Source organism: Novosphingobium rhizosphaerae (assembly GCF_050920675.1).
GTDB classification, from domain to species: domain Bacteria; phylum Pseudomonadota; class Alphaproteobacteria; order Sphingomonadales; family Sphingomonadaceae; genus Novosphingobium; species Novosphingobium rhizosphaerae.
The window spans coordinates 1,690,903-1,715,503 of record NZ_CP137861.1; the positions used below are offsets into that span (position 1 = coordinate 1,690,903).

Here is a 24,601-nt window from a genome sequence, read left to right on the forward strand (position 1 = left end):
CCCGTAACCTTCCTCAGGTGGAGGGTCAGAATGCACGGGGGTCTTACCGGTAATACCAGGGCGATTGCCTGCCGCGCCACGGCTGGCTTGCGCCACGCTGGCGCGCCGGCCCGGCCGCGCCGTGTATGGGTTGCCGCGATGCCGGCCGTGGGCCTGATGCTGGCCGGCGTCGGCGCACTCGCCTGGGCTTCGCTGCCCCCGGTGCGCGCGGGTGAACAACTCGTGGTCATCGCTGCCCCCGGAACCTCCCGGATCGAAACCGTGGCCATGGTTGCCGGTGCGCAAGGCGCGCTGGTGGCACCGGGCCGCTTTGCCAATATCGCCATCGCCACGTCCCCCCGTGTGGATTTTCCTGCCGCACTGCGCCGAGAAGGGGTCTGGTTCGTCTTTGCTTCGCCACGTCTGGCGGGCTGCCTCGGCGCTGCCAAGGATGATCCCGCCTTATGACGACCTCCCTATCCAGCCGCGCCCCATCGCTGACGGCGAGTGAGCTTGACGATGTCCGTCGGCGTTTCGGCCGCTTCCTGGTCTTTCTGTTGTGGGCGCACGTGCCGCTGCTGGCCCTGGTCGGCGGGTTGAACGGACGATCGCCGCTGGCCGCCGCAGGGGCAGGGGCGCTGCTGGCGCTGGCCTATCACCTGATGTGGTGGCGCAACGGCATCGCCCCGGCCACGCGCTATCTTTCCGCCGTCGCGCTGGTGGGCGAGCCCGCGCTCCTCCTGTTCCTGCTGCAGGGCCATCCCTGGCAGATGGACATGCACATGTATTTCTTCGCCATGCTCGCACTCACCATCGCGTGGTGCGATCGCGGGGCGATCCTGATGGCGGCGGGGGCCACCGTGCTGCACCACCTCGTGCTGCTTTATGCCTTGCCCTATGCGGTGTTTCCCGGCGAGGGCAACCTGGTGCGCGTGTTGATCCACGCGGTCATCGTGGCATTCCAGACGGCGGTGCTGGTCTGGCTCAGCGCGCATCTGGTCGAAGCGGTGCAGCGCATCACGGCGATGGGCGAAGATATCCGGGCCAAGAATCTGGCGCTTGAAGAACGCACCCGCGAGGCCGAGCACGCCACCCGCGCCAAAGCCATGTTCCTGGCCAACATGAGCCACGAAATCCGCACCCCGATGAATGCCATTCTCGGCTTTTGCCATTTGGCGCAGCGCACCGCGCTCGATGCGCGGCAACAGGTCTATGTCACGCGCATTGCCGATGCCGGCGCATCGCTGCTGCGGCTGATCAACGACATTCTCGATTATTCCAAGAACGAGGCGGGGAAGCTCACTTTGGAAGCGCGGCCGTTCGAAGTGCGCGCCTGCGTGGAAAACCAGGTGCAGATGCTCGCCGTCGATGCGCAGGCCAAGGGCGTCGCGCTGCGCGTCACCATCGCGCCGCGTGTGCCGCAGATGGTGGTGGGCGATGAACTGCGCTTTGGCCAGGTCCTGCTCAACCTGCTCAGCAATGCGGTCAAGTTCACCGAAAAGGGCGTGGTCATGGTCGCCATGGACCTTGTCGCCACGGGCGAGGGCACGGTCACGCTGGAATGCAGCGTGCGCGACACCGGCATCGGCATGACCGCGCAGCACCGTGAAGCGCTGTTTTCCTCGTTCACCCAGGTGGACAGCTCGATGACCCGCCGGTTCGGCGGCTCGGGCCTGGGCCTGGCGATCTCGCGCCAGATCGTGGAGCAGATGGGCGGTGGCATCACCGTGGAAAGCACCCCTGGCCTGGGCAGCGTGTTCACCTTCCGCGTGGTGCTGGGCGATGCCGGCAGCCTGGCCCGTGCCGGCCTGATCATGCCACGGGGCCTGGCGGGCCTGCGCATCCTGGCGGCGGACGACAACGCCGCCTCGCGCGACATCCTGCGCGCGTTGTTCAACAGCTGGGGCATGACGATCGACCTGGCCGCTTCGGGCGATGAAGCGCTGGCCGCGATCGAGGCTGCTGCCGTTGCCGGGCGTCCGTTCGACCTGGTCCTGCTCGATTGGAAAATGCCGCGTCTTTCGGGAATGGATACGATCAAGGCGATGCGCAACCGCGTGCCGCGCGAAAACCTGCCGGTCACGCTATTGGTCACGGCCTATGGCAACGACGAGTTCCTGAGCGAAGTTGAACGCGCCGATGTCGATGCCTTTCTGACCAAGCCGGTGCAACCGCGCGCGCTGATCGAAACGATCTGCCATCTCTTCCCCGAACGGGTGGATCGCGCGCCCGATGCCGTCGCGCCAACCCCGCCTGCCTCTGCCGAAACCGTGCGCCTCGCCCCGCGGTTCCAGGGTGCGCGGGTGCTGCTGGTGGAAGACAATGCGATCAACCGCGAAATCGCCATGGAATTGCTCGATGATGCCGGGCTTGATGTGGACTGCGCGGAAAATGGCCGCATCGCCTGCGCCATGGTGGCGGCGCAAAGCGGCGCTTACGCTGCTGTGCTGATGGACGTGCAGATGCCCGAGATGGACGGGATCGAGGCAACCACGCGGATCCGCCGCACCTGGGGCGCCGATGTCCTGCCGATCATTGCCATGACCGCGCACGCCTATGAGGATGAGCGTCAACGCTGCCTGGCCGCCGGCATGAACGACCACATCACCAAGCCGGTCGATCCCGCGCTGCTGGTCCGCACGCTGGAACAGTGGCTGCAGGTGCCTGGCGCCGATGGCGCGGCAAAGCCCTGGCACGCGCCCGTCGCCAATGGCGCAGCCGCATCCGATGCGATCCCCTTGCCCGATCACCTGCCGCCGTTCGGCATTCCCGCCGCGCTGGCCCGCGTGAACGGCAAGCGCGCCCTGCTGGCCAAGCTGATCGGCGACTTTGCCGATATCTATGCCGCCACCCCCGGTGCTCTTGCCAGCCTGGTCGACGAAGGGCGCCTTGCCGAAGCACGGCGCCTGGCCCATTCGCTCAAGGGCGTGGCTGCATCGCTGGAACTGCCGCAAGTTACGGCCGTGGCCGGCCGGATCGAGCGCCTGCTGGCGGCCGAGCAGACGTTCGGCCTCGATCGCGAGATCGCGTTGCTGGGCCGCGAACTGGAACCTGCCATCGAAGCCGCGCGCTCCCTCACGCCGCCGATCGCACCGGGCACGCTGCCGTCGCCCACGCCGGCCAACTCTGCGTTCGATCTTGCGGCGCAAGCCCAGGCGCGCGAAGGGCTGGTCGATCTGGTGCAGCGGCGCAGCCTCGCGGCACGGGCGGCCTTCGTCGTCTATGCCGAGGCACTTGGCCTGCCCGAAGCGGCCCGCGAGGCGCATCCGGTGCGCCAGGCCTTGGCCCGGCTCGACTATGGCCGGGCTCTGGCCTTGCTGGAGGCCGAGCGTGGCCCGCACCACGCCGTGGCCGGCACCGGCGCGCCAACGCCTGGCGGGCAGGGTGCCGTGGCCTGAAGCTGCGCCGGGTCGCGGCGTTGCCGGCAGGGCCGGCACGCCGGCGGCCCACTGCCCGCATCGCGCCGCAAAAGGCCGATCGTCAGCGGCGCGCGCGGTGCGCCCACTCCCCCACTATTGCCCTTTGTCACGGATGATGACGGCAGGCGCTTGACAAAGTGAACGTTCACGCGCATTCGTTGCGCAAGTTGAGAACGTTCACAAACCGTGCGCCAAAGCGACGGGGTGAAAACGGGGAGAGGGATCTGATGAGCACAAGCTGCCATTCTTTGCGCGCGCGCCTGGTCTGGGGGGCTTCGGTCATGGCAATGGGCCTGGCCGCTGCGCCTGCCCTGGCGCAGGAAGCCGCGCCCAGCACGCCGGCCGCAGCACCGCAGGGCGCCACCACGCCCGAAGCGCCGGCCGAAAGCGCCATCGTCGTCACCGGCATCCGCGCCAGCCTTTCGGCCGCCGCCGATATCAAGCGCAGCGCGCAAGGCGTGGTCGATGCGATCTCGGCCGAAGACATGGGCAAGTTCCCCGATACGAACCTGGCCGAATCGCTTCAGCGCATCACCGGCGTATCGATCGATCGTTCCAACGGCGAAGGCTCCACCGTCACGGTTCGCGGCTTCGGCCCGGAATTCAACCTGGTGCTGCTCAATGGCCGCCAGATGCCCACGTCCAGCCTGGGCGATGGCGCCAGCGCGCCGTCCACCCGCAGCTTCGACTTTGCCAACCTCGCGTCCGAAGGCGTCGCCGGGGTGGAAGTCTACAAGTCGGGCCGCGCCACGCTGCCGACCGGCGGCATCGGTTCGACCATCAATATCAAGACCCCGCGCCCGCTCGATCGGCCCGGCCTGCACGGCAGCCTGGCGATCAAGGGCATGATCGACACGTCGCGCAACCAGGGCAGCCCCATCACGCCCGAAGTGTCGGGGATTCTCAGCGACACCTTTGCCGATGGCAAGATCGGCGTGCTGGTCACCGGCGTGTGGCAAAAGCGCAAGGCGAGCAACAACCAGGCCAATGTCGGCTGGCGTGACGGCTATCTCGGCTCGGAAAACAACTGGGGTTCGCTGCCGCAGGAAGGCGATCCGCGCTATGCCAATATCGTCAACCGGCCCGGTCCCAACGATGTCTACCAGGTGCCGCAGAACGCCAGCTATGACATCACCGACATCGACCGTGAGCGCATCAATGGCCAGCTCGTGCTCCAGCTGCGCCCCACCGACACGCTGACCGCCACGTTCGATTACACCTATTCGCAGAACACCGTCCGCGCGCGCACCAACAGCGTGGGCATCTGGTTCAATTTCAACGACGTTTCCAGCCAGTGGACCGATGGTCCGGTTGCCGGCCCGGTGTTCTATGCCGAACACTTCGGCGCCAGCGAGGGCAAGGACTTGTCCTACAGCGCGGCGCTGACCGAAAACCGCACGGTCAACCGCTCGATCGGCGGCAATCTCAAGTGGGACGGCATCGATCGCCTCACGCTGGAGCTGGACGCCCACCATTCGACGGCCGAATCCAAGCCCAACAATCCTTATGGCACCAGCGTCTCGGTGGGGACGGCGGTGTTCGGCGTGGCCGACCAGAAGATCGATTTCACCCATGATCTGCCGGTCATTTCGGTCGGGATGAACTCTGGCATCGACGCGCTCGATCCGGCGAACATCACGCCCACGGGCAATGCCTTCCGCAACGCCTATTTCCGCGACGAGATCAACGAAGCGCGCCTTTCCGGCCATTTTCAGTTCGACAGCGGCGTGATCGACAGCCTCGATTTTGGCGCCAACTATACCGAGAACAAGGTGCGGTCGGCCTATGGCTATATCCAGCACGATACCTGGGGCGGCTCGCTGCCGGCCAGCCAGACGCCCGACGACCTGTTCAGCCGCGTTTCCGTGCCCGACAAGTTCAGCGGTGTTTCGGGTGCCAACGATCCCAACATCATCAAGCAGTTCTACACTTTCAATTTCGAAAAGATGGTGAGCCTGCTCGACAGCAAGAACCAGATCTGCGGCGGCACCGGCAATTGCCTGGCGCCCTACACGGTCGATCGCCGCATCAAGGAACGCACCATCGCGCCCTTTGTGCAGGTGAATACCAAGTTCGACCTGCTGGGCCGCGAGGCGCATTTCCGCGCCGGCCTGCGCTATGAAAACACCCGCGTGACCTCCTCGGCGCTGGTGCCGATCCCCACCGGCACGCAGTGGGTTTCTGCCAACGAATTTGGCCTGATCTATGGCGGCAGCAGCGATTTCACCACGTTTGCCGGCAGCTATGACAATTTCCTGCCCGCGTTCGATTTCGACATGCAGCCGGCGCGCAACGTCAAGTTCCGCGCGTCCTACAGCCAGACGATCACCCGTGCCGACTATGCCAGCCTCCAGGGTGGCCGCACGCTCGACCAGCTGTTCCGCATCGGTGGCGGCACCGGCAGCCAGGGCAATCCCGGCCTGCTGCCCTACAAGTCCAAGAACATCGACCTCAGCCTGGAGTGGTATTACGCGCCGACGAGCTATGTCTCGGTGGGCTTCTTCAACAAGAACGTGTCGAACTTCATTTCCTCGGCCCGCGTCGATACCGGCGCCTTCGGCCTGACCAACCCGGCCAGCGGCCCGCGCTACCAGGCGGCCATCGCCGCGCTCGGTGCCGATGCCAGCACGGCTGCGATCCGCAACTACATCTTCCAGCACTACCCGGAATCCTCTCAGATCACCGGCACCGACGCGAGCGGCAACCTCACCGGCAACATTTTCGGCACGCCCCAGGATGCGGCGGTCAATTTCCAGATCACCACGCCGGTCAACTCGTCGCAGACCGCGCGGCTCTATGGCTGGGAATTCGCCATCCAGCACACGTTCTGGAACACCGGCTTCGGCACGATCCTGAACTACACGATCGTGCGCGGCGATGCGACGTACGACAACACCAAGCCGTCCAGCGTCACCCAGTTCGCGCTCACCGGCCTGTCCGACAGCGCCAACGCGGTGCTGTTCTATGACAAGCACGGCTTGCAGGCCCGCGTTGCCTACAACTGGCGCGCGCAGTTCCTCTCGGGCACGGGGCCCAACCCCTATTACGTGGAGCCCTATGGCCAGGTCGATGCCAGCGCCAGCTGGGAATTCCGCAAGGGCTTCACGGTCTTTGCCGATGCCATCAATCTGACCAACCAGGGCCGGCGTGGCCACTTGCGGTCGGACAACAACGTGTTCTTCGCGTCGAGCGGCTATGCCCGCTATTCCGCCGGTTTCCGCGTCAACTTCTGACGCGGCCCTCCCGCCCGGCCGGCTTGCGCTGCCCTGCAAGCCGGCCGGGTGGTCCCTCCTGCCATTGGCTTGATCCCGCCAGCCGCAGGTGGAACAAGGGCGCAAACAGCCGTTGAACGAGGATGCCAGCACCGTGACCAGCAGCAGCCATGCCCTGCTCGACAATGCCACCCATCGCGATCTGACCGTGGCCACCGGCGCGGGCGCGCAGTGGGGCGATGGCGTGATGGGGTGCCTGGTGGTGCCGGCCGAATTCCGCGCGGTGGCCGCGCATTATCCCATCGTGTTCCGCCGCGATCCCGAAACCGGCCGCTTTGCCCCGCTCGCCCTGTTCGGGTTCGAACAGGCTGAGAACCTGTTCCTGGCCGATGCGCGCTGGGACGCGGCCTATGTGCCGCTGGCCCACGCGGTTCAGCCCTTCCTGATCGGCCGCACCGCCCATGCCGACGATGTGCCTCAGGTGCATATCGACCTGGCCCATCCCCGTGTCGGCGCGCCGGCTGGCCAGCGCCTGTTCGATGAAAACGGCGCCCCCACGCCCTATCTCGCCGCCAAGGCCGAGCAGCTTGGTGCGCTCGACGCCGGCTGGCGCACCACGCCCGCATTCCTCGCCGCGCTCGAGGCGCACGACCTGCTCGAACCCTTTTCGCTCGAAGTGCCCTTGGCCGAAGGCTCCACGCGCTCTCTCGTGGGCTACCACATCATTGCCGAAGAGCGCTTGGCCGCGCTCGATGGTGCGGCCTTGGGCGCACTCAACGCGCAAGGGCATCTTTTACCCATCTACATGGCGGTGGCCGCGCTTGGCCGCTTTGCCGATCTCCTGGCACGGCGCTCTAATGCCTGAACATCCGCCATCCGTGCGCGAAGTGGCGGTGGCCGATGCCGCCGCGCTCGATGCCCTGCTGGCACAGGAAGACACGCCGTTCGTGGTGCGCGGCCTGGCGGCGCACTGGCCGCTGGTCGTGGCCGGGCGGGAAAGCGCGGCCGCAGCCCGCGCCCATCTTGCCGCCCACGCCCGCCCGCGCGCGTTCACCGTTTCGCACGCCGGGCCGCAGGCCGCCGGTCGCCTGTTCTACGATTCCCTTATGCAGGTCAATTTCGCCACGGCGCAGGAACCGCTGGCCGCCATCTGGGCGCGGTTTGACGCGGCCGAGGCGGCGGCCGACGGCCGGCTGGTCTATATGGGCTCTATCGACATTCCCGGCTGGTTCGACGGGCTGGACGCAGCCAACCCGATGCCGCTGGGCGAGCGACAGGCGCTGGCCAGCGTGTGGATCGGCACCGCCACGCGCGTGGCGGCACATAACGATTTCCCGCACAACCTGGCCGTCTGTGCCGTGGGCGGGCGGCGCTTCACGCTGTTTCCGCCCGACCAGTTCGCCAATCTCCACCTTGGCCCGCTGGACAATACCCCTGCCGGCCGCGCCGTCAGCATGGTCGATCCCGATGCGCCCGACCTGGCTCGCCACCCCGGCTATGCCACTGCGCTCGCCCATGCGCAGGTGGCCGATCTGGCCGGCGGAGACGCGCTGTTCATCCCCAGCGGCTGGTATCACGCGGTCGATGCCACGGCGCCGTTCAACGTGCTGGTCAACTACTGGTGGCGCGATACCCCGCGCTGGCTGGGCCAGCCGCAGGACGCGCTGATCCACGCGATCCTGGCGATCCGCGACCTGCCCGAAGCCGAGCGCGCGCAATGGCGCGCCCTGTTCGAACACCATGTCTTTTCCGGCGGCGCTTCCGCGCGCGCCCATCTGCCGGCCGAAGGGCAGGGCATCCTCGCCCCACTCGACGCTGCCGCCGCCAGCCGCATCCGCGCTTTCCTGCTCAGGAGCCTCAGCCGATGACATCATCAACACCCCTGCGGATCGTGGTGGCCGGCGGCGGCACCGCCGGCTGGATGGCCGCCGCCGCCCTGGCGCGCACCCTCGGCCCGGTGGCCACGGTCACCCTGGTGGAAAGCGAGGCCATCGGCACCGTGGGCGTGGGCGAAAGCACGATTCCCCCGCTGGTCACCTACAACCGCCTGCTCAATATTGCCGAGGCGGATTTCATGCGCGCCACCCAGGCCACGTTCAAGCTGGGCATCGCGTTCGAAAACTGGAAAGCGCAAGGGGCGCGCTATTTCCACTCGTTCGGCGGCACCGGGCGCGATCACTGGAGCGCCGGGTTCCAGCATTTCTGGCTGCACGGCCTCTCGCGCGGGCACACCGCGCCCTATGACGATTATTGCCTGGAACTCATGGCCGCGCAGGCCGGGCGCTTTGCCCACTTGCCCGATGGGCGGATGAACTATGCCTATCAGCTCGATTCTGCGCGCTATGCTGCGTTCCTGCGCGGCCTGGCCGAAGCCGATGGCGTCATCCGCATCGAAGGCCGCATTGCGCAGGTGGAACTCGACGGCGAAAGCGGCGCCATCGCCGCGCTGCGCCTGGATGGCGACCGGCGCGTGGCCGGCGACCTGTTCCTCGATTGCACCGGCTTTCGCGCCCTGCTGATCGAAGGCGCGCTGCACACCGGGTTCGACGATTGGAGCCACTGGCTGCCGTGCGACCGCGCGATTGCGGTGCAGACCGCCAGCGTGCGCCCGCCCGTGCCCTATACCCGCGCCATCGCCCACGATGCCGGCTGGCAGTGGCGCATTCCATTGCAGCACCGCCAGGGCAACGGCATCGTGTGGTGCAGCCGCTATCTGTCGGAAGAACAGGCGCTCGACCGCCTGCTCTCCAGCGTGGAAGGCCAGGTCCTGACCGAGCCCAACCGCATCCGTTTCACCACCGGCGCGCGGCGCCGGCAATGGGTGAAGAATTGCGTGGCGGTGGGTCTTTCGGGCGGGTTCATGGAACCGCTCGAATCCACCTCGATCCACCTGATCCAGCGCGCCGTGCTGCGCATCCTGCGCCTGCTGCCGGTGGGCACCCGCCCCGATCCGGCCGACATTGCCGAATTCAACGAACAGCAGTGGACCGACATGGTCCAGATCCGCGATTTCCTGATCCTGCACTACAAGGCCACCGAGCGGCGCGACAGCCCGTTCTGGCGCCACTGCGCCGGGATGGAGGTGCCAGAAAGCCTGGCTCATCGCATGGACTTGTTTGCCCGCACCGGCCGCGTGTTCCGCAAGAACGAGGAACTGTTTGCCGAGAACAGCTGGGTACAGGTGATGATGGGGCAGGGCATCATGCCTTCCGGCCATCACCCGGTCGCGGCCAAGCTGCGCGACGAGGAACTGGAGCGCCTGCTCGCCGGCCTGCGTCGCGAAGTGGCCGAAACCGTGCGCGGGCTGCCCGGCCATGCTGCGTATGTGGAAAGCTATTGCGGCGCGCAGGCGGGCGCTGCGGCATGAGCGTGGCATTGGCCCTGCTGGTATCCGCCGCCGCCGCTGCCGCCGCTGCCGCGCCAGAGGCGCCGGGGCCCGGCTGGCACCTGGTCTGGGCCGATGAATTCGATGGCACGGCGATCGATCCCGCGCGCTGGACCCTGGCCGACGATTGCTGGGGCGGTGGCAACCAGGAACGCCAGTGCTACACCCCGCGCCGCGCCAACGCGCACCTCGCCGATGGCCATCTGGTTATCACCGCTCGCAAGGAGGCCTGGCGCGGCCCGGCCTATCCGCAAGACCTGCGCGAAACCCCCGATAGGAACGCCGCGCGCGCCGAAAAGCCGTTCACCTCGGCGCGGCTGAGCACCAAGGACAAGGCCGCCTGGCGCTATGGCCGGGTGGAAGTGCGCGCGCGCCTGCCCGGTGGGCAGGGCAGTTGGCCGGCGATCTGGATGCTGCCGGCGGAAAGCCGCTATGGCCGTTGGGCCGCTTCGGGCGAGATCGACATTCTCGAAACGGTGAACCTGGGCGTGCCCTGCGCCACGTGCGCCGGCGGGAAAGAGGATCGTGCGCTCGGCACGATCCATTTCGGCGGCGTGCCCCCGGCCAACCGCCATGTGGGTTCGGAAACGCCGATCCCCGCGCCGGTCGACGGGTTTCACACCTATGCCGTGGAATGGGCGCCGGGTACGATCACCTGGAGCATCGATGGCGTGGCCTATGAAACCCGGCGCGCGGGCGAATGGTCCACCACCGGCAGCGCCGATCCGCTGGCGCCGTTCGATCGGCCGTTCTATCTGGTGCTCAACCTGGCGATCGGCGGTGGCCTGCCGGAAAGCCGCAACGGCGGCGGGGTGGACGAGCGCGGATTTCCACGCACGATGATGGTGGATTGGGTCCATGTCTGGCAAAGCGATGCCGACGCGGCCACCCGGCCGACCGCGAAGTAAGAGGATAGCAGCAGGATGGCGCGCCGTCGTCAGACCGTGACGATCAAGCACGTGGCCGCCGATGCTGGCGTCTCGCTGCAAACCGTCAGCCGGGTGATCAACAACGAACCCAACGTGCGCCCCGAAATGCAGGAGCGCGTGCGCGAAGCCATTGCCCGGCTCGGCTATGTCCCGTCGATCGCGGCGCAGCGGATGAGCGGCTCGCGCTCGTACCTCATCCTGGCGCTTAACGACCGCGATCGCACGATTGCCGATTGGCGCGCGCGCCAGGGCAGTGACTGGGTGGACCAGATGCTGCTGGGCGGGATGCTGCAATGCGCCGAACACGGCTATCGCATGATCTTCGAACTGGTCGATACCCACAACGACCATGTGGAGCGCGAACTGCTCGCCGCCATCGCCGCGCTGCAGCCCGATGGCGTGGTGCTGACCCCGCCCCATTCCGACAATCCGCTGATCGTGGGCGTGCTCACCCGCCAGGGCATTCCCTTTGCCCGCATCGGCTCGCTGGGGCAGGGCGGGGGCATCCCGCTGATCATGGACGATGAAGGATCGGCGCGAAAGGCAACGCAGGCCTTGATCGACCTGGGCCACCGCCGCATCGGCTTCATCGCCGGCAACCCGGAATACAGCCTCAGCCAGTGGCGCGTCGAGGGCTGGCGTGCCGCCATGGGCGAGGCTGGCCTGCCCACCCACGGCCTTTTGGCGCAAAGCGATTTCAGCTTTGCCACGGGCACGCAGGCGGCGCGGCAGTTGCTGGACCAAGGCGACGCGCCCACCGCGATCATCGCCAGCAACGACCAGACCGCGCTGGCCAGCCTCGACGTGGCCCACGCCATGGGCCTGGCCGTGCCGCAAGACCTCTCGCTGATCAGTTTCGACAACACGCCCGTGGTGCGCTTTGCCCGGCCGGCGCTTTCGGCGGTGGACCAGCCGGTGGCGCAAACCGTGGCCCGCGCGGTGGACCTGATCATTGCGGCGCAGCGCGACGGCACCGTGCCGACAGCGCCCGTGGTGGTGCCCGCCGGGCTGGTGATGCGCGAATCCGTGGCCGGCCCCAAGGCGACGACGGGTGGTTGAAGCCTCTACCGTGGCCGGCGTGCCCGCGCGCCATGGTGATTGGCCGTTCCTCTTGTGCTATGCTCTCGCCTGGGCTGGTGCCACGGCGGGCTACGGCCCGCTGCTCACCCTGCTGTTGCCGCTGCGCGTGGCAGAGCTGGCCGGCCCGGCGGCCGTGCCCTGGTTGGCCACGCTGACCTTCCTGGGCGCGGTTTCGGCCAGTGTGGCCAACATCGCCTGGGGCTGGGCCAGCGATCGCGCCGGCAGCCGCCGCGCCTGGGTGGCCGGCGGCCTGATGCTGTCGAGCGCGCTCTTGCTGGCCATGCCGCTGGCGACCACGCTGCCGGCGTTGATCGTGGTGCTGGTCGCCTGGCAGGGCGGGCTCAACATGGTGCTGGGGCCGTTGGCGGCCTGGGCCGCCGATTGCGTGCCCGATCGGCACAAGGGCCTGCTGGGTGGGTTGCTGGCCTTTGCTCCGGCCTGGTCGGGTGCAGTGGGCGCCCTGGTCACTTTGCCCGATCCGCACCATGGCACCGGCAGCGGCTTTGCCGCGCGCGTCGCGGTGCTGGCGCTGATCGTGGCCGCATCGATCCTGCCGCTGCTGCTGATGAACCCACGCGCCATGCCCGCTGCAACGGCGGCGCCCGTGCCGCTGGCCCCGGTGGTTCCGCCGCCGCCACGCCCGGTGCGCCGCATGTGGCTGGCGCGGCTGCTGGTGCAACTGGCTGAAGCGACGTTGTTCGCGTTCATCGCCTATTGGTTCCTGGCGCTTGATCCCACGATGCACGCGGCCACCATGGCGCGCATCTATGGCCTGCTGCTGGCGCTCTCGGTGCCGCTGGCCCTGCTTGTGGGCCATTGGGCCGATCGCCGCGCGCGGCCCTGGCGCCCCTTGGGCGCGCTCGCCGGCCTGATCGCGCTCGGCCTGCTGATCATGGCGCTGGCGCCGGGCAAGGGCGTGGCGCTGGCCGGCTATGCGCTGTTCGCCCTGGCCATGGCGGTGTTTCTGGCGTTGCATAGCGGGCAAACCCTGCGCGTGCTGCCCCGGCCAGACCGGCGCGGGCGCGATCTCGGCCTGTTCAACCTGACCAACACCGTGCCTTCGCTGATCGTGCCCTGGCTCGCGGTGGTGCTGGTGCCCACCATGGGCTTTGGCGCCCTGTTCCTGGTGCTGGCCGCCTGCGCTGCGCTGGCCGGGCTGCTGCTGCTGTCCATCCGAACCGGCTGACCCGCATTTGACACGGCAGTTGATCTGGCCGCCCGGCCATGTCACAAGCCACAATTGAGAACGTTCACAAGATCGCGCGAACGAGAGGATGATACCCATGACCAAGCGCCACGCGCTGCTTGCCGCCCCTGCTTTCCTGGCCCTGCTGGCGCCTTTCACCCCCGCCGCCGCCGCGCCGGTAGAGGAGGCTGTCGCCCATCCCGCACAATGGCCCGCCGCGCATAGCCCGGCCGCGATCACCGATCCCGCCACCGAAGCGCGCATCACTGCGCTGATGAAGCGAATGACCCTGGCGCAAAAGATCGGCCAGATGATCCAGGGCGATATCAGCGCGGTCACTCCGGCCGATCTGCAACGCTATCCGCTCGGCTCGATCCTGGCGGGCGGCAACAGCGGCCCTTATGGCAACGAGCGCGCCGCGGGGGCGGACTGGGCGCGCCTGGTGGGCGAATATCGCGCCGCTTCGGCCAAGGCGGGGGCAGGGATCCCGATCATCTTCGGCGTCGACGCCGTCCACGGCCACAGCAACCTGCCCGGCGCCACGATCTTTCCGCACAATGTCGGCCTTGGCGCGATGCACGATGCCGCGCTGGTGCAGCGCATCGGCGCGGCGACGGCGGCCGAGATCGCCGCCACCGGCATCGAATGGACCTTTGCCCCGACGCTCGCCGTGCCGCAGGACTTGCGCTGGGGCCGCAGCTATGAAGGCTATGCCGCCGATCCGGCGCTGGTTGCCGCCTATGGCCGGGCAATGGTCACGGGCCTGCAAGGGCCGCTGCGCGCCGGCAAGGCGGTGGATAGCGCGCATGTCGCGGCGACGGCCAAGCACTATCTGGCCGATGGCGGCACCCACGATGGCAAGGACCAGGGCGATGCCCGCGTGTCCGAAACCGAACTCGTCGCCCGCCATGCCCAGGGCTATCCCGCCGCGATCGATGCCGGCGCGCTGACCGTCATGGCCAGCTTTTCCAGCTGGAACGGGGTCAAGAATCACGGCAATCGCACCCTGCTCACCGATGTGCTCAAGGGCCGCATGGGCTTTGGCGGGTTCGTGGTGGGCGATTGGAACGGCCATGGCCAGGTCGATGGCTGCACGGTCACGTCGTGCGCGGCCAGCTTCAACGCCGGGCTCGACATGGCGATGGCGCCCGACAGCTGGAAGGGCCTGTTCGACAGCACCCTGGCCCAGGCGCAGCGGGGCACGATCCCCATGGCGCGGATCGACGATGCTGTTCGCCGGATCCTGCGCGTGAAGTTCAAGCTGGGCCTGATGGGCGCGGTGCCGATCCAGCGCGGCGCGGCGGGCGAACTGGGCGCGCCGGCGCATCTGGCCGTGGCGCGCGAAGCGGTGGCCAAATCGCTGGTCCTGCTGAAGAACAACGGCGGCGTCCTGCCGTTGAAGCCTGGCGCCAAAGTCCTGATCGCCGGGCCGGGGGCCGATTCCATGGCGATGCAGGCGGGCGGCTGGACGATCACCTGGCAGGGCACCGACACCACCGCCGCCGATTTCCCGCGCGGCCAGACTATCGGACGCGCCCTGGCCGATGCGCTGACCAAAGTGGGCGGCACGGCCACCCTCGCGCCCGATGGGCAGTTCGCGCAAAGGCCCGATGTGGCCGTGGTCGTCTATGGCGAGGCGCCCTACGCCGAATTCCAGGGCGACGTGGCCAACCTGGCATTCCGCCCGCGCCATGGCGAAGAGGCACTGGTCGCCCGGCTCAAGGCGCAGGGCATTCCCGTGGTGTCGCTGTTCCTTTCGGGCCGCCCGCTTTTTACAGGGCCACTGCTTAACGCCTCTGATGCCTTCGTCGCGGCCTGGCTGCCCGGCACGCAGGGGGCCGGGGTGGCCGATGTCCTGGTGGCCAGGGCCGATGGACAGCCAGCGCGCGATTTTGCCGGCACCCTGCCGTTCCCCTGGCCCGCCGATGCGCGCTCTCCCATCGCCGCGCCGCTGTTCCCGGCAGGCTATGGCCTGACTTATGCCCACCCCGCACCGGTGGGCGCGGTGAACGAGGATCCGCGCGTCGATCTTTCGGCGGCGGCCAGCGACAACCTGTGGTTCAACCGTGGCGTGGCGCCGTCGCCCTGGCACCTGGGGCTGGACAATGCCGTCACCGCGCGCTCGGTCGATCTGGCCGCGCAGGAAGACGCGCGCCGCTTCACCTGGGCCGCACCGGGCGCGCTTGCCATCGACGGGCCGCCGGTCGATCTCACCCGCCAGGCTGATGAAGGCTTTGAAGTTCGGCTGGAATGGCGGATCGATGCCCTGCCGGCCGGGCCGATCAAGGTTTCGGTTGGCACGGGCAGCCTGGATGTGGCATCGCTCCTGCGTCTTGCGCCGCAGGGGGCCGTTACCCAGACACGCATTCCGTTGCGCTGTTTCGCCGATGCCGGTGCTGATCTGAAACAGGTCGGCACGCCGCTTCGGATCACGGCGCCGCAGGGGTTCGTCGTGACGCTCAGCAATGTGCGCGTAGAGGCAACTGGAAGCGTCGTTCCCTGCCCGCCAAAGGCGTGAGGGAGCGTTAGGAGAGAAATCATAATGGCCCTTGCCCCCGATCTTGCTGCGGGCGCCCATCCCGACGGCCCGGACGGAGCCGCCCATATCGATGCCCCGCAACTGCAGGTCTTCGTCATTGGGTTGTTCTTCATCTTCGGCGGGATCACGTCACTCAACGACGTGATCATTCCCAAGCTCAAGGAGCTTTTCACGCTGAACTACACCCAGGCGATGCTGGTGCAGTTCTGCTTCTTCACCGCTTATGCCGTCATCGGCATCCCCGGCGCCCGCCTGGTCAAGCGCATCGGCTATATGCGCGGCGCCGTGGTCGGCCTGCTGACGATGATGGCCGGCTGCCTGCTGTTCATTCCTGCCTCGCAAAGCGCCACGTATGGCGTGTTCCTGCTGGCGCTGTTCGTGCTGGCCAGTGGCGTGGTGGTGGTCCAGGTCGTGGCCAACCCGCTGATCTCGCTGCTCGGCCCGGCACGCACCGCATCGAGCCGGTTGACCTTTGCCCAGGCGTTCAATTCGCTGGGCACCACGCTGTTTCCCTGGTTCGGCGCCGCGCTGATCCTGGGCAGCCTGGCCAAGGTTTCGGCGGCCGATCTCACCGGCCCCGCGCTCGATGCCTATCGCACCGCGGAAAGCGGCGCGATCGTCAAGGGCTACATCGGCCTGGCCATCGCGCTGGCGATCGTGGCGGCCGTGGTCTGGTCGTTCCGCAACCGCCTGCCCGTGGAAAAGCACACCGAAAGCGGCGGTCTTGCCGGGCTCGACCTGCTCAAGCGTCCGCGCTTCGGCTTTGGCGCGCTGTGCATCTTCCTCTATGTCGGCGCGGAAGTGTCGATCGGCTCGCTCATCGTCAACTATCTCCGCCAGGCGCATGTCATGGGCCTGGAAGAAGCCGCGGCGGGCAAGCTGATCAGCGTCTACTGGGGCGGGGCGATGGTCGGCCGCTTCATCGGTTCGGCCGTGCTGCGCCAGGTTTCGCCGGGCAAGGCGCTCGCATTCAACGCCATTTTCGCGATCGTGTTGATAGCGTTGTCTACCCACACCAACGGCGTGGTTTCGGGCTATAGCCTGCTCGCCATCGGCCTGATGAACTCGATCATGTTCCCCACGATCTTCAGCCTCGCCTGCGAAAAGCTGGGATCGCGCGCGGCCGATGGTTCGGGCATCATCAACGTGGCGATCTTCGGCGGTGCGGTCCTGCCGCTGCTGACCGGCGGCGTGGCCGACGTGACGCACAGCCTGGCGCTGGCGCTGGCCATTCCGGCTGCCTGCTATGCCGTGATTGCATCCTATGGTTGGTACGCGCGCCGCCCGGCCGCCTGACAAACCTGCCAGTTGCATGCACGGGAAGGGGGTACGACCATAGGGTCGTGCCCCCTTTTTTGCACAACCGATGCGACCAAAAAGGCATTTGTGCCCATATCCCCGCTGGGCCATGGTGCCGCCAAACAGAAACACCGCGTTTGATGCGGGAGCAGGAGCGCCCTTGATGTCTCAGGCATTTGCCCTGACCGAAGACCAGCTTGCCATTCAGGACATGGCGCGCCGGTTCACCGCCGACGCCATCACCCCCCATGCTGCCCGCTGGGACGAAGACCACACGTTCCCGCGTGATGTGATCCACGCCACGGGCGAACTGGGCCTGGGCGGGATCTATGTTTCCGAAGCAGGGGGCGGCGTGGGCCTGGGCCGGCTGGAAGCGGCCCTGGTGTTCGAGGCGATGTCCTATGGCTGCCCCACCACCGCCGCGTTCCTGTCGATCCACAACATGGTCGCCTGGATGCTCGACAGCTATGGTTCGGCAGAGCTCAAGGCCCAGCACCTGCCCGGCCTTGTGGCGATGGACAAGCTGGGGTCCTATTGCCTGACCGAGCCGGGTTCCGGATCGGACGCCGCCGCCCTCGCCACCACCGCGCGGCGTGACGGCGATGACTATGTGCTCAATGGAACGAAGCAGTTCATTTCCGGCGGCGGGGTGAACGATGTCTACCTGATCATGGTGCGCACGGGGGACGAGAGCCCGCGCGGCATTTCCTGCGTCCTGGTGGAAAAGGACACGCCGGGCCTGTCGTTCGGCGCGCCGGAACGCAAGCTGGGCTGGAACGCCTCGCCCACCGCGCAAGTGATCCTGGAAAACGTGCGGGTGCCGGTGGCCAATCGGCTGGGGGCAGAGGGCCAGGGGTTCCGCATCGCCATGGCTGGCCTGGATGGCGGGCGGCTCAACATCGGCGCGTGTTCGCTCGGCGGGGCGCAGCGCTGCCTGGATGAAGCCATCGCCTATGTGAAGGAGCGCCGGCAGTTCGGCCGCGCCATCGCCGATTTCCAGAACACCCAGTTCGTGCTGGCCGACATGGCCACCGAACTGGAGGCAGCGCGCGCGCTGCTCTATCTGGCGGCCGCCAAAGTCACCGCCGGCGCGCCCGACAAGACGCGCTTTTCTGCCATGGCCAAGCGCTTTGCCACCGATACCGGGTCCTCCGTGGTCGATCGCGCGCTGCAACTGTTTGGCGGCTATGGCTATCTGCGCGACTATCCGATCGAGCGGTTCTGGCGCGACTTGCGCGTGCACCGCATCCTGGAAGGCACCAACGAAGTGATGCGCATGATCGTGGGCCGGGACTTGCTGCAATGACCCCGGACGTTATCGTTCGTCGCGAAGGCTGCGCCGGCATTCTCTCCCTCAACCGCCCGCGCGCGATCCACGCGCTGACCTTGCCGATGGTCAAGGCGATGACCGATGCGCTGCTCGCCTGGCAAGACGATCCGGCGATCACCGCCGTGATCATCGACCACGCGCCCGCGCCCGATGGTGATCCCAAGCTCTCGCGCGGGTTTTGCGCCGGGGGCGACATCGCCCTGCTGCGCGGCTCCGCCCTGGAAGACGGCGGCGCCCGCGCGCGCGAATTCTTCTTCCACGAATATCGCCTCAACCACTTGCTGTTCACGTATGTGAAGCCGGTGGTGGCCTTCATGGACGGCATCACCATGGGCGGGGGCGTGGGCATTTCCCAGCCCGCGCGCTGGCGCGTGGCCACGGCCAAGACCCGCCTCGCCATGCCTGAAACCGGGATCGGCCTGTTTCCCGATGTTGGCGGCGGCTGGTATCTTTCGCGCCTGAAAGGCCGGCTAGGGCAATATCTGGCGCTGACCGGCGCAAGGCTCGATGGCGCGGAATGCCTGTGGGCCGGCCTTGCCACCCACTATCTGGAAGAACCGGCGCTGGCCCAGGCCAAGGCGCGCATTGCCGCCGGGGAAAGTGTGGGTGAAGCGCTCGATGCGCTGGCCGGCACGCCTGGCCCGGCGCCCATCGCCGCGCAGGCCACTGCCATCGCACGCCATTTCCTGGCCAACAGCCTGCCCGAAATCCTGGCGTCCTTGGCGCGCGATCCAGCGCCGTTCGCCCAGGAAACCCTGGCCACGCTCGCCACGCGATCGCCCTTTTCCTGCGCGGTTTCGCTGCGGCAACTGGCGCAAAGCCTGGCGCTGCCCGATTTTGCCGCCAACATGGCGATGGAATACCGCGTGGGTGGGCGCATGATCATGCGGCCCGATTTTGCCGAAGGCGTGCGCGCGGTGATCGTTGACAAGGACAATGCCCCGCGCTGGAACCCGGCCAGCCCCGAAGGCGTGGCGGCGCCCGCGCTCGATGCGATCTTTGCGCCCCTGCCGCAGCAAGAGGAATGGACACCGCTATGAGCTATGAAACGATCCTGGTCGAAACCCAGGGGCCCGTCACGCTGATCACGCTCAACCGGCCCCAGGCGCTCAACGCGCTGAGCAGCCAGGTCCTGGCCGACCTGATCGCCGCCTTTGCCGCGTTCGAGGCCGATCCGGCGCAGCGCTGCGCGGTGCTGACCGGCAGCGGCGACAAGGCCTTTGCCGCCGGCGCCGACATCAAGGAAATGGCGGACAAGCCCGCCGCGCAATTCTTTGCCGAAGACTTTTTCGAAGGCTGGACCAGCAAGCTGGTCAAGGCCACGCGCAAGCCGTGGATTGCGGCAGTCAACGGCTTTGCCCTGGGCGGCGGTTGCGAATTGGCGATGATGGCCGATTTCATCATCGCCAGCGAGAATGCCAAGTTCGGCCAGCCCGAAATCAAGCTGGGCGTTGCGCCGGGCATGGGCGGTTCGCAGCGCCTCGCCCGCGCCGTGGGCAAGGCGAAGGCGATGGACATGTGCCTGACCGGCCGGATGATGGACGCGGCCGAGGCGGAGCGCGGCGGGCTGGTCAGCCGCGTGGTGCCCCATGGCGATCTGCTGGCCGAAGCGCTCAAAGCGGCACAGACCATTGCCGCCATGCCGCCGCTGGCCGCGCTGATGAACAAGGAAATGGTCAACCTCGCGTTCGAAACCACGCTGGACCAGGGCCTGCTGGCCGAACGCCGCATGTTCCAGGTGCTCACCGCCACGCAGGACAAGGCCGAAGGCATGAAGGCCTTCGTCGAGAAGCGTCCCGGCGTGTGGCAGGGGCGCTAAACCACAAAAAAGACATAACGGGAGAGGCTGCCATGGCGGCAATTGCATTCATTGGCCTGGGCAACATGGGCGGCGGCATGGCCGCCAACCTGGCCAGGGCGGGGCACGTGGTCCGCGCCTTCGATCTTTCCGAAGCGGCCCTGGCTGCCGCGCAGGAGGCTGGTTGCACGGCCTGCACCACGGTGGCCGAGGCGGTCGCCGGGGCCGAAGTGGTGGTTACCATGCTGCCCAACGGCGCCATCGTGGGCCAGGTGATCGAGAACGAGGTCATCGGCAAGGCTCCGGCCGGCGCCTTGCTGATCGATTGCTCGACCATCGATGTCGCCACTGCACGGCACCTGGCCGATGTGGCGGGTGCTGCTGCCCATCCCATCGTCGATGCGCCGGTTTCGGGCGGCATTGCCGCCGCGCGCGGCGGCACGCTCACGTTCATGGTCGGCGGCAGCGACGACGCCTTTGCCGCCGCGCAGCCGATCCTGACGGCGATGGGCAAGGCGGTGATCCATGCCGGCGGCGCCGGCACCGGCCAGGCGGCCAAGATCTGCAACAACATGCTGCTCGGCGCCACGATGGTGGCCACCTGCGAAAGCTTCCGCCTGGCCGAGCGGCTCGGGCTGGACCTGCAGACCTATTACGACATCGCGTCCAAGGCCTCGGGCCAATCGTGGTCGATGACCAGCTATTGCCCGGTCCCCGGCGTGGGGCCGCAAACCCCGGCAGACAACGATTACCAGGGCGGCTTTGCCACGGCCCTGATGCTCAAGGATTTGCGCCTGGCCATGGGCGCCGCGCTGGACGCCGGCGCGCCCGTGCCGATGGGGCATTTGGCGGAAAAGCTCTATGCCGCCTTTGCAGCCGATGGCCACGCCGACAAGGATTTTTCAGCCATCATCAAGACGCTCTAGCGCACGCCGCGCCGCCTCAACCCGCCAGCGCGCGGCGGCGCTGCTTTTCGCGATACATTTCGGCATCGGCCAGGCGCAATGCATCGTCGGGCGCGGCGGCGCGCGGGTCCACGCTGATCATCCCCAGGCTGGCACCGGGATAGTCGAGGACGCTGCCCGCCAGGTCGAACCGCCCGCATAGCAGCGGCGCCAAGCGCCCCCGCCAGGCTTGGATCGCGCCCGTGGCGTCGCTGTCGAGCGGCGCGCCCAGGCCGATCACCACGAATTCATCGCCGCCCAGCCGGCCGACATGATCGGTGCTGCGCAGCCCGGCTTTCAACCGCTCGCCGATCGCGATCAGGAAGCGGTCCCCGGCATCGTGGCCATAGCTGTCGTTGATCAGCTTGAACCCGTCGAGATCGATGAACGCCACCAGCACCCCGCGCCCAACCCGCGCCGCCATGGCAAACAGGCCATCCATTTCCTTGAGAATGGCGCGGCGGTTGGGCAGCCCGGTGAGGGGATCGGTGTGGGATTGCCTCTCCAGTTGGCGATTGGCGGCGTGCAGTTGCACAAGCAGGTCTTCGCGCTGGATCTGGCGCAGGATCAGCGCGCCGAACAAGGCCAGGATCTGCCGCCCTTCCTCGGTCACGGGCGTGGGCGTGCTGCTGGCGGCGCACAGCGTGCCGATCAGCGTGCCATCCTCTTGCCGCAACGGGGTGGTGACATACGTGCAGATGCCCAAGGCGCGCGCCGCCTCGCTTTCGGGCCAGCAGGCGGCGGCATCGGTGCAGACCAGGTGCCCCTGGTCCAGCGCGCGCTTGCACAGCGTATCTTCCCAGGGCACCGACAGGTTTTCGGGAATTTTCATCGCCTTGGCATTGCTGGCATAGAGGACGGTCTGCACGCCCGCCACCTCGTCCACCCGCGTGAGATAGGTGCTTTCCAGCCCCGTCACCTTGTGCAGCAGGTCCAGCAACGGCCGAGTCAGTTCCTCGGTGGTGGCGGCACCCGCAACGGTTTCGGAAAGGCGGCTGAAAAGGCTGTTCATCGCGCAGGCCTCAATTCATCGGCAGGGTGACCCGCGCCTGGGGCGCATCGCGCAGGCGCAGGTGCAGCGCGCCGTCGGCCGGGCGCGGCACTTTAAGGCTCGATCCGGTAAAGCCGGGCTGCACGGTCACCGCGCGGGCGAAATCGCCATCGGCACCCACTGCGTCGAGCAGGAACAAGTTGCGCCCGGTCAGCGTGCAGGGCAGCGATCCGCCGCTGTCGCAGGCAAGGCCCGTGATGCGGGGCAGGCGGGCGAGCGTGGCCAGCGGTTGCCAACTGCCCAACTGGCCATCGCCCTTGACCAGGCGAAAGCGCAACGGACCAAAGCTGGCCGGGGGCAGATCGGCCGCGCGCATCGTGGCGACGAACACGGTGGGATCGCTGGCCATGAGGCCCTTGGCCGTGGTCAGGCGCAGGCCGGTCTGGCTGCTGGCCGGGGCCACCTCGATCGCGTCGTCGTTGGCCAGCGTGGTGTTGGCCCCGGCGCGCACGGAAAAGACCAGTTCGGCGTCTTCGGGCAGCAGGTCGTCGGCGGCAAAGCGCAATGAACGGGTGCCCGCCGGCACCGGCGCGGCATTGACCGTGCGGCCGATCAGGTCGATGCGCGGCCGGGCCGGGCCGATCTTGATCGAAACGGCCTGCACGCGGCCATCGTCCAGCTTGATCTGCGCCTTGGCGGCCGTGCCGGCGTCGCCCGTGCGCGCGCCGTTGGCCGTGCTCAGGTGCAGGCGGTCGATCCGTCCGTCGCGGGTCAAGCCATCGGGCCGGAATTCCACGTCGCCCAGGCTCAGCGCGACCACTTGTTCCAGCCGCTGCCCGGTGATCATCGCCTCGCTGTCGCCGGCGCGGATATCGACCGCGTCGATCCGGCTGGTTTCTGCCCGCGCGCGCAAGGCGACGCTGGCCGGCGTGCCCATGCCCTGCTGGCGCACATCAAGGTGCAATTCGCCGGTCTCGCCCTCTGCCAGCGGCACGGTGACGACCAGGTGCGTGGCATCGACGGCGCGGAACGTAACGCTGCGCGCCACTGCACTGTTGCCCACGCGCAGGCTGACATCTTCGACGCAGCCAGGGGCCGCGCCTTCCAGTGTTACGTCATTGTCGCGCCCGGCCACCAGCGGGCCGCTTGCCCCGGTCGCGGTCTTCCAAGGGCCGCCATCGGGGCGTTGCACCACATAGTCGGGCCCATCGAACGGATCGAATCCCCAGCGGCCGTGCATGTGCATGCCCAGCGTCGCGCCTGGCGGCAGGGCGTCGGCCACCACGGCATAACCGCCCAGGTCGGCGCGCGAGCGCAGTGGAAATTCGCGCGTGGAGCCATCGGGCGCGGTCACTTTCACCGCCATGTCGTGGGCATAGCCGGTGGCAAAGACCAGCGGGGCCCCTTCCACCGGCAGCACCAGGTTGTTGTCGCGCGCGCAGATCGGCCCCTTGGTGGGATTGCGCAGTTGCGGCGGGCTGTCTGCGCCGATTGCCGGCATCGCCATGACCATGACCGACTTGGGCTTGTTGAACGAAGGCGCGGTATTGAGCTTGAGCGAGGCGGTCGGCCCGTGCAGTTCCGACAGGGTGGGTAGATAGTTGAACTGCGGATTGCTGAACGCGCCGAACACCTTGGCCAGATCGCGCACCACGCCGATATAGGGGCTGTAGACGCCCGCGCCGCCCTGCGTGGTGGTGCTGAGCGAAAGCGCCAGCGTGGTGGGCGCGCCGGTCAGCGTGTCGGTCAGCGAATTGGTGTGGATGTCGCTGAGCACCAGGGTGTCGCGGTCGTCCACCAGGCACGAGGCCTGCTGGTCCACCACTTTCGACAGGCAATCCTCGTTGAGCTTGATCGACAGGCTGCGCGCCAGCGTGGGCGCCATGCGCTTGAGGTCTTCGGGATGGGTGGCATTGTCGCCATTGACCGCGCCGACGAACGCCATGAGGCGCGCATGGTCGAGCGAGGCCTGGTTGAGATCCTGGCTGGCGCGCACGAATTCGCCCGGCTTGCCACGCACCGCATCCACCAGCGTGCCTTGCGCGCCATTGGTTTCGGGCACGATCAGCACCACCATCTGCCGCGCGCCCTTGGGCACTGTCAGGTTCAGCGAATGCTCGGTGGCCTTGTCTTTCCAGGTCCGCGCAACGCCGATCCATTCGCGCGGTGGCGGATTGGTGGCCCCGCGCAGAAACGCCGAAACCACCATCAGGTGCGCGCCCTGGTCGCCCGGCAGCGCGGCCGAAATCGTGAGGGAGTCGCCCTCGGCCAGGCTGGGCACGCTGCCCAGCGGCAGGTCCTGGCCGTTGCGGGTGACGATGACTTTCATATCCGGCCCGATCAGCTCGAACCGGGAATCGGCCGCCTGGGCACCGCCCGACGGGCATGCGGCAGCCAGCCCGGCCAAAGCCAGTGCCGAAGCGGTCGGTTGAAAACGCGTGAGGCCAGCGGCACGGCAACGGGAGGCAAGGAATCTGGCAAGCATCATCTGCGATTGTGTCCGCTATCGG

17 protein-coding genes are annotated in these 24,601 nt (G+C 67.7%); 15 read left to right on the forward strand and 2 right to left on the reverse strand.

Translation table 11 applies throughout. The features are described 5' to 3' along the window. The first annotated feature begins 30 nt into the window (after positions 1-30). From R9J51_RS07815 to mmsB, 15 genes are all read left to right on the forward strand, one after another. A complete protein-coding gene (locus R9J51_RS07815) occupies positions 31-447 on the forward strand; it encodes a hypothetical protein (protein WP_168554030.1) in 417 nt (138 codons plus the stop codon). Next, a complete protein-coding gene (locus tag R9J51_RS07820) occupies positions 444-3,377 on the forward strand; it encodes a hybrid sensor histidine kinase/response regulator (protein WP_179506330.1) in 2,934 nt (977 codons plus the stop codon). Before R9J51_RS07815 ends, R9J51_RS07820 begins: the two co-directional genes overlap by 4 nt. A gap of 248 nt (positions 3,378-3,625) precedes the next feature. Then, entirely contained in the window at positions 3,626-6,631 is a 3,006-nt protein-coding gene (locus R9J51_RS07825) for a TonB-dependent receptor (RefSeq protein WP_168554032.1), read from the forward strand. Between the two features lie 112 nt (positions 6,632-6,743). Next, positions 6,744-7,475 (forward strand): SapC family protein, encoded by a 732-nt coding sequence (locus R9J51_RS07830; protein WP_218843558.1) that lies wholly within the window; start codon positions 6,744-6,746, stop codon positions 7,473-7,475. Beyond that, positions 7,468-8,478, forward strand: coding sequence for a cupin-like domain-containing protein (locus R9J51_RS07835; protein WP_179506331.1), 1,011 nt, complete (start codon positions 7,468-7,470; stop codon positions 8,476-8,478). Before R9J51_RS07830 ends, R9J51_RS07835 begins: the two co-directional genes overlap by 8 nt. Beyond that, positions 8,475-9,977 carry a tryptophan halogenase family protein gene (locus R9J51_RS07840; RefSeq protein ID WP_179506332.1) on the forward strand — a complete coding sequence of 501 codons (1,503 nt, stop codon included), beginning with the start codon at positions 8,475-8,477 and terminating at the stop codon, positions 9,975-9,977. Before R9J51_RS07835 ends, R9J51_RS07840 begins: the two co-directional genes overlap by 4 nt. Next, entirely contained in the window at positions 9,974-10,903 is a 930-nt protein-coding gene (locus tag R9J51_RS07845) for a glycoside hydrolase family 16 protein (protein WP_179506333.1), read from the forward strand. Before R9J51_RS07840 ends, R9J51_RS07845 begins: the two co-directional genes overlap by 4 nt. A 15-nt stretch (positions 10,904-10,918) precedes the next feature. After that, complete coding sequence (locus R9J51_RS07850) at positions 10,919-11,983, forward strand: LacI family DNA-binding transcriptional regulator (RefSeq protein WP_179506334.1); 1,065 nt, start codon at positions 10,919-10,921, stop codon at positions 11,981-11,983. After that, on the forward strand, positions 11,976-13,190 hold the full coding sequence (locus R9J51_RS07855) for an MFS transporter (protein WP_432787930.1): 1,215 nt from the start codon (positions 11,976-11,978) through the stop codon (positions 13,188-13,190). The genes R9J51_RS07850 and R9J51_RS07855 overlap by 8 nt, the downstream gene beginning before the upstream one ends. 97 nt (positions 13,191-13,287) lie before the next feature. Continuing rightward, positions 13,288-15,708, forward strand: a complete 2,421-nt coding sequence (locus R9J51_RS07860; RefSeq protein WP_179506335.1) for a glycoside hydrolase family 3 protein — start codon at positions 13,288-13,290, stop codon at positions 15,706-15,708. A gap of 24 nt (positions 15,709-15,732) precedes the next feature. Next, positions 15,733-17,025, forward strand: coding sequence for a sugar MFS transporter (locus R9J51_RS07865; RefSeq protein WP_168554038.1), 1,293 nt, complete (start codon positions 15,733-15,735; stop codon positions 17,023-17,025). Positions 17,026-17,191: 166 nt separating this feature from the next. Next, complete coding sequence (locus R9J51_RS07870) at positions 17,192-18,334, forward strand: acyl-CoA dehydrogenase family protein (protein ID WP_169473505.1); 1,143 nt, start codon at positions 17,192-17,194, stop codon at positions 18,332-18,334. Continuing rightward, positions 18,331-19,398, forward strand: a complete 1,068-nt coding sequence (locus R9J51_RS07875; protein ID WP_179506336.1) for an enoyl-CoA hydratase/isomerase family protein — start codon at positions 18,331-18,333, stop codon at positions 19,396-19,398. Before R9J51_RS07870 ends, R9J51_RS07875 begins: the two co-directional genes overlap by 4 nt. Continuing rightward, the gene (locus R9J51_RS07880) at positions 19,395-20,177 is read left to right on the forward strand and encodes an enoyl-CoA hydratase-related protein (protein WP_179506337.1); all 783 of its coding nucleotides are present in this window, start codon (positions 19,395-19,397) and stop codon (positions 20,175-20,177) included. Before R9J51_RS07875 ends, R9J51_RS07880 begins: the two co-directional genes overlap by 4 nt. Next, on the forward strand, positions 20,162-21,082 hold the full coding sequence (gene mmsB / locus R9J51_RS07885) for a 3-hydroxyisobutyrate dehydrogenase (protein ID WP_432787931.1): 921 nt from the start codon (positions 20,162-20,164) through the stop codon (positions 21,080-21,082). The genes R9J51_RS07880 and mmsB overlap by 16 nt, the downstream gene beginning before the upstream one ends. A gap of 16 nt (positions 21,083-21,098) precedes the next feature. On the opposite strand, the gene R9J51_RS07890 is transcribed toward mmsB, so the two are convergent. After that, complete coding sequence (locus R9J51_RS07890) at positions 21,099-22,112, reverse strand: sensor domain-containing diguanylate cyclase (protein WP_179506339.1); 1,014 nt, start codon at positions 22,110-22,112, stop codon at positions 21,099-21,101. Between the two features lie 10 nt (positions 22,113-22,122). Then, positions 22,123-24,579, reverse strand: a complete 2,457-nt coding sequence (locus tag R9J51_RS07895) for a hypothetical protein (protein WP_432787932.1) — start codon at positions 24,577-24,579, stop codon at positions 22,123-22,125. Positions 24,580-24,601: the final 22 nt, after the last annotated feature.

Coding starts and splice junctions, on each gene's coding strand:
- R9J51_RS07815 (WP_168554030.1), top strand. CDS start 31: ATGCACGGGGGTCTTACCGGTAATACCAGGGCGATTGCCTGCCGCGCC.
- R9J51_RS07820 (WP_179506330.1), top strand. CDS start 444: ATGACGACCTCCCTATCCAGCCGCGCCCCATCGCTGACGGCGAGTGAG.
- R9J51_RS07825 (WP_168554032.1), top strand. CDS start 3,626: ATGAGCACAAGCTGCCATTCTTTGCGCGCGCGCCTGGTCTGGGGGGCT.
- R9J51_RS07835 (WP_179506331.1), top strand. CDS start 7,468: ATGCCTGAACATCCGCCATCCGTGCGCGAAGTGGCGGTGGCCGATGCC.
- R9J51_RS07840 (WP_179506332.1), top strand. CDS start 8,475: ATGACATCATCAACACCCCTGCGGATCGTGGTGGCCGGCGGCGGCACC.
- R9J51_RS07845 (WP_179506333.1), top strand. CDS start 9,974: ATGAGCGTGGCATTGGCCCTGCTGGTATCCGCCGCCGCCGCTGCCGCC.
- R9J51_RS07850 (WP_179506334.1), top strand. CDS start 10,919: ATGGCGCGCCGTCGTCAGACCGTGACGATCAAGCACGTGGCCGCCGAT.
- R9J51_RS07860 (WP_179506335.1), top strand. CDS start 13,288: ATGACCAAGCGCCACGCGCTGCTTGCCGCCCCTGCTTTCCTGGCCCTG.
- R9J51_RS07865 (WP_168554038.1), top strand. CDS start 15,733: ATGGCCCTTGCCCCCGATCTTGCTGCGGGCGCCCATCCCGACGGCCCG.
- R9J51_RS07870 (WP_169473505.1), top strand. CDS start 17,192: ATGTCTCAGGCATTTGCCCTGACCGAAGACCAGCTTGCCATTCAGGAC.
- R9J51_RS07875 (WP_179506336.1), top strand. CDS start 18,331: ATGACCCCGGACGTTATCGTTCGTCGCGAAGGCTGCGCCGGCATTCTC.
- R9J51_RS07880 (WP_179506337.1), top strand. CDS start 19,395: ATGAGCTATGAAACGATCCTGGTCGAAACCCAGGGGCCCGTCACGCTG.
- R9J51_RS07890 (WP_179506339.1), bottom strand. CDS start 22,112: ATGAACAGCCTTTTCAGCCGCCTTTCCGAAACCGTTGCGGGTGCCGCC.
- R9J51_RS07895 (WP_432787932.1), bottom strand. CDS start 24,579: ATGATGCTTGCCAGATTCCTTGCCTCCCGTTGCCGTGCCGCTGGCCTC.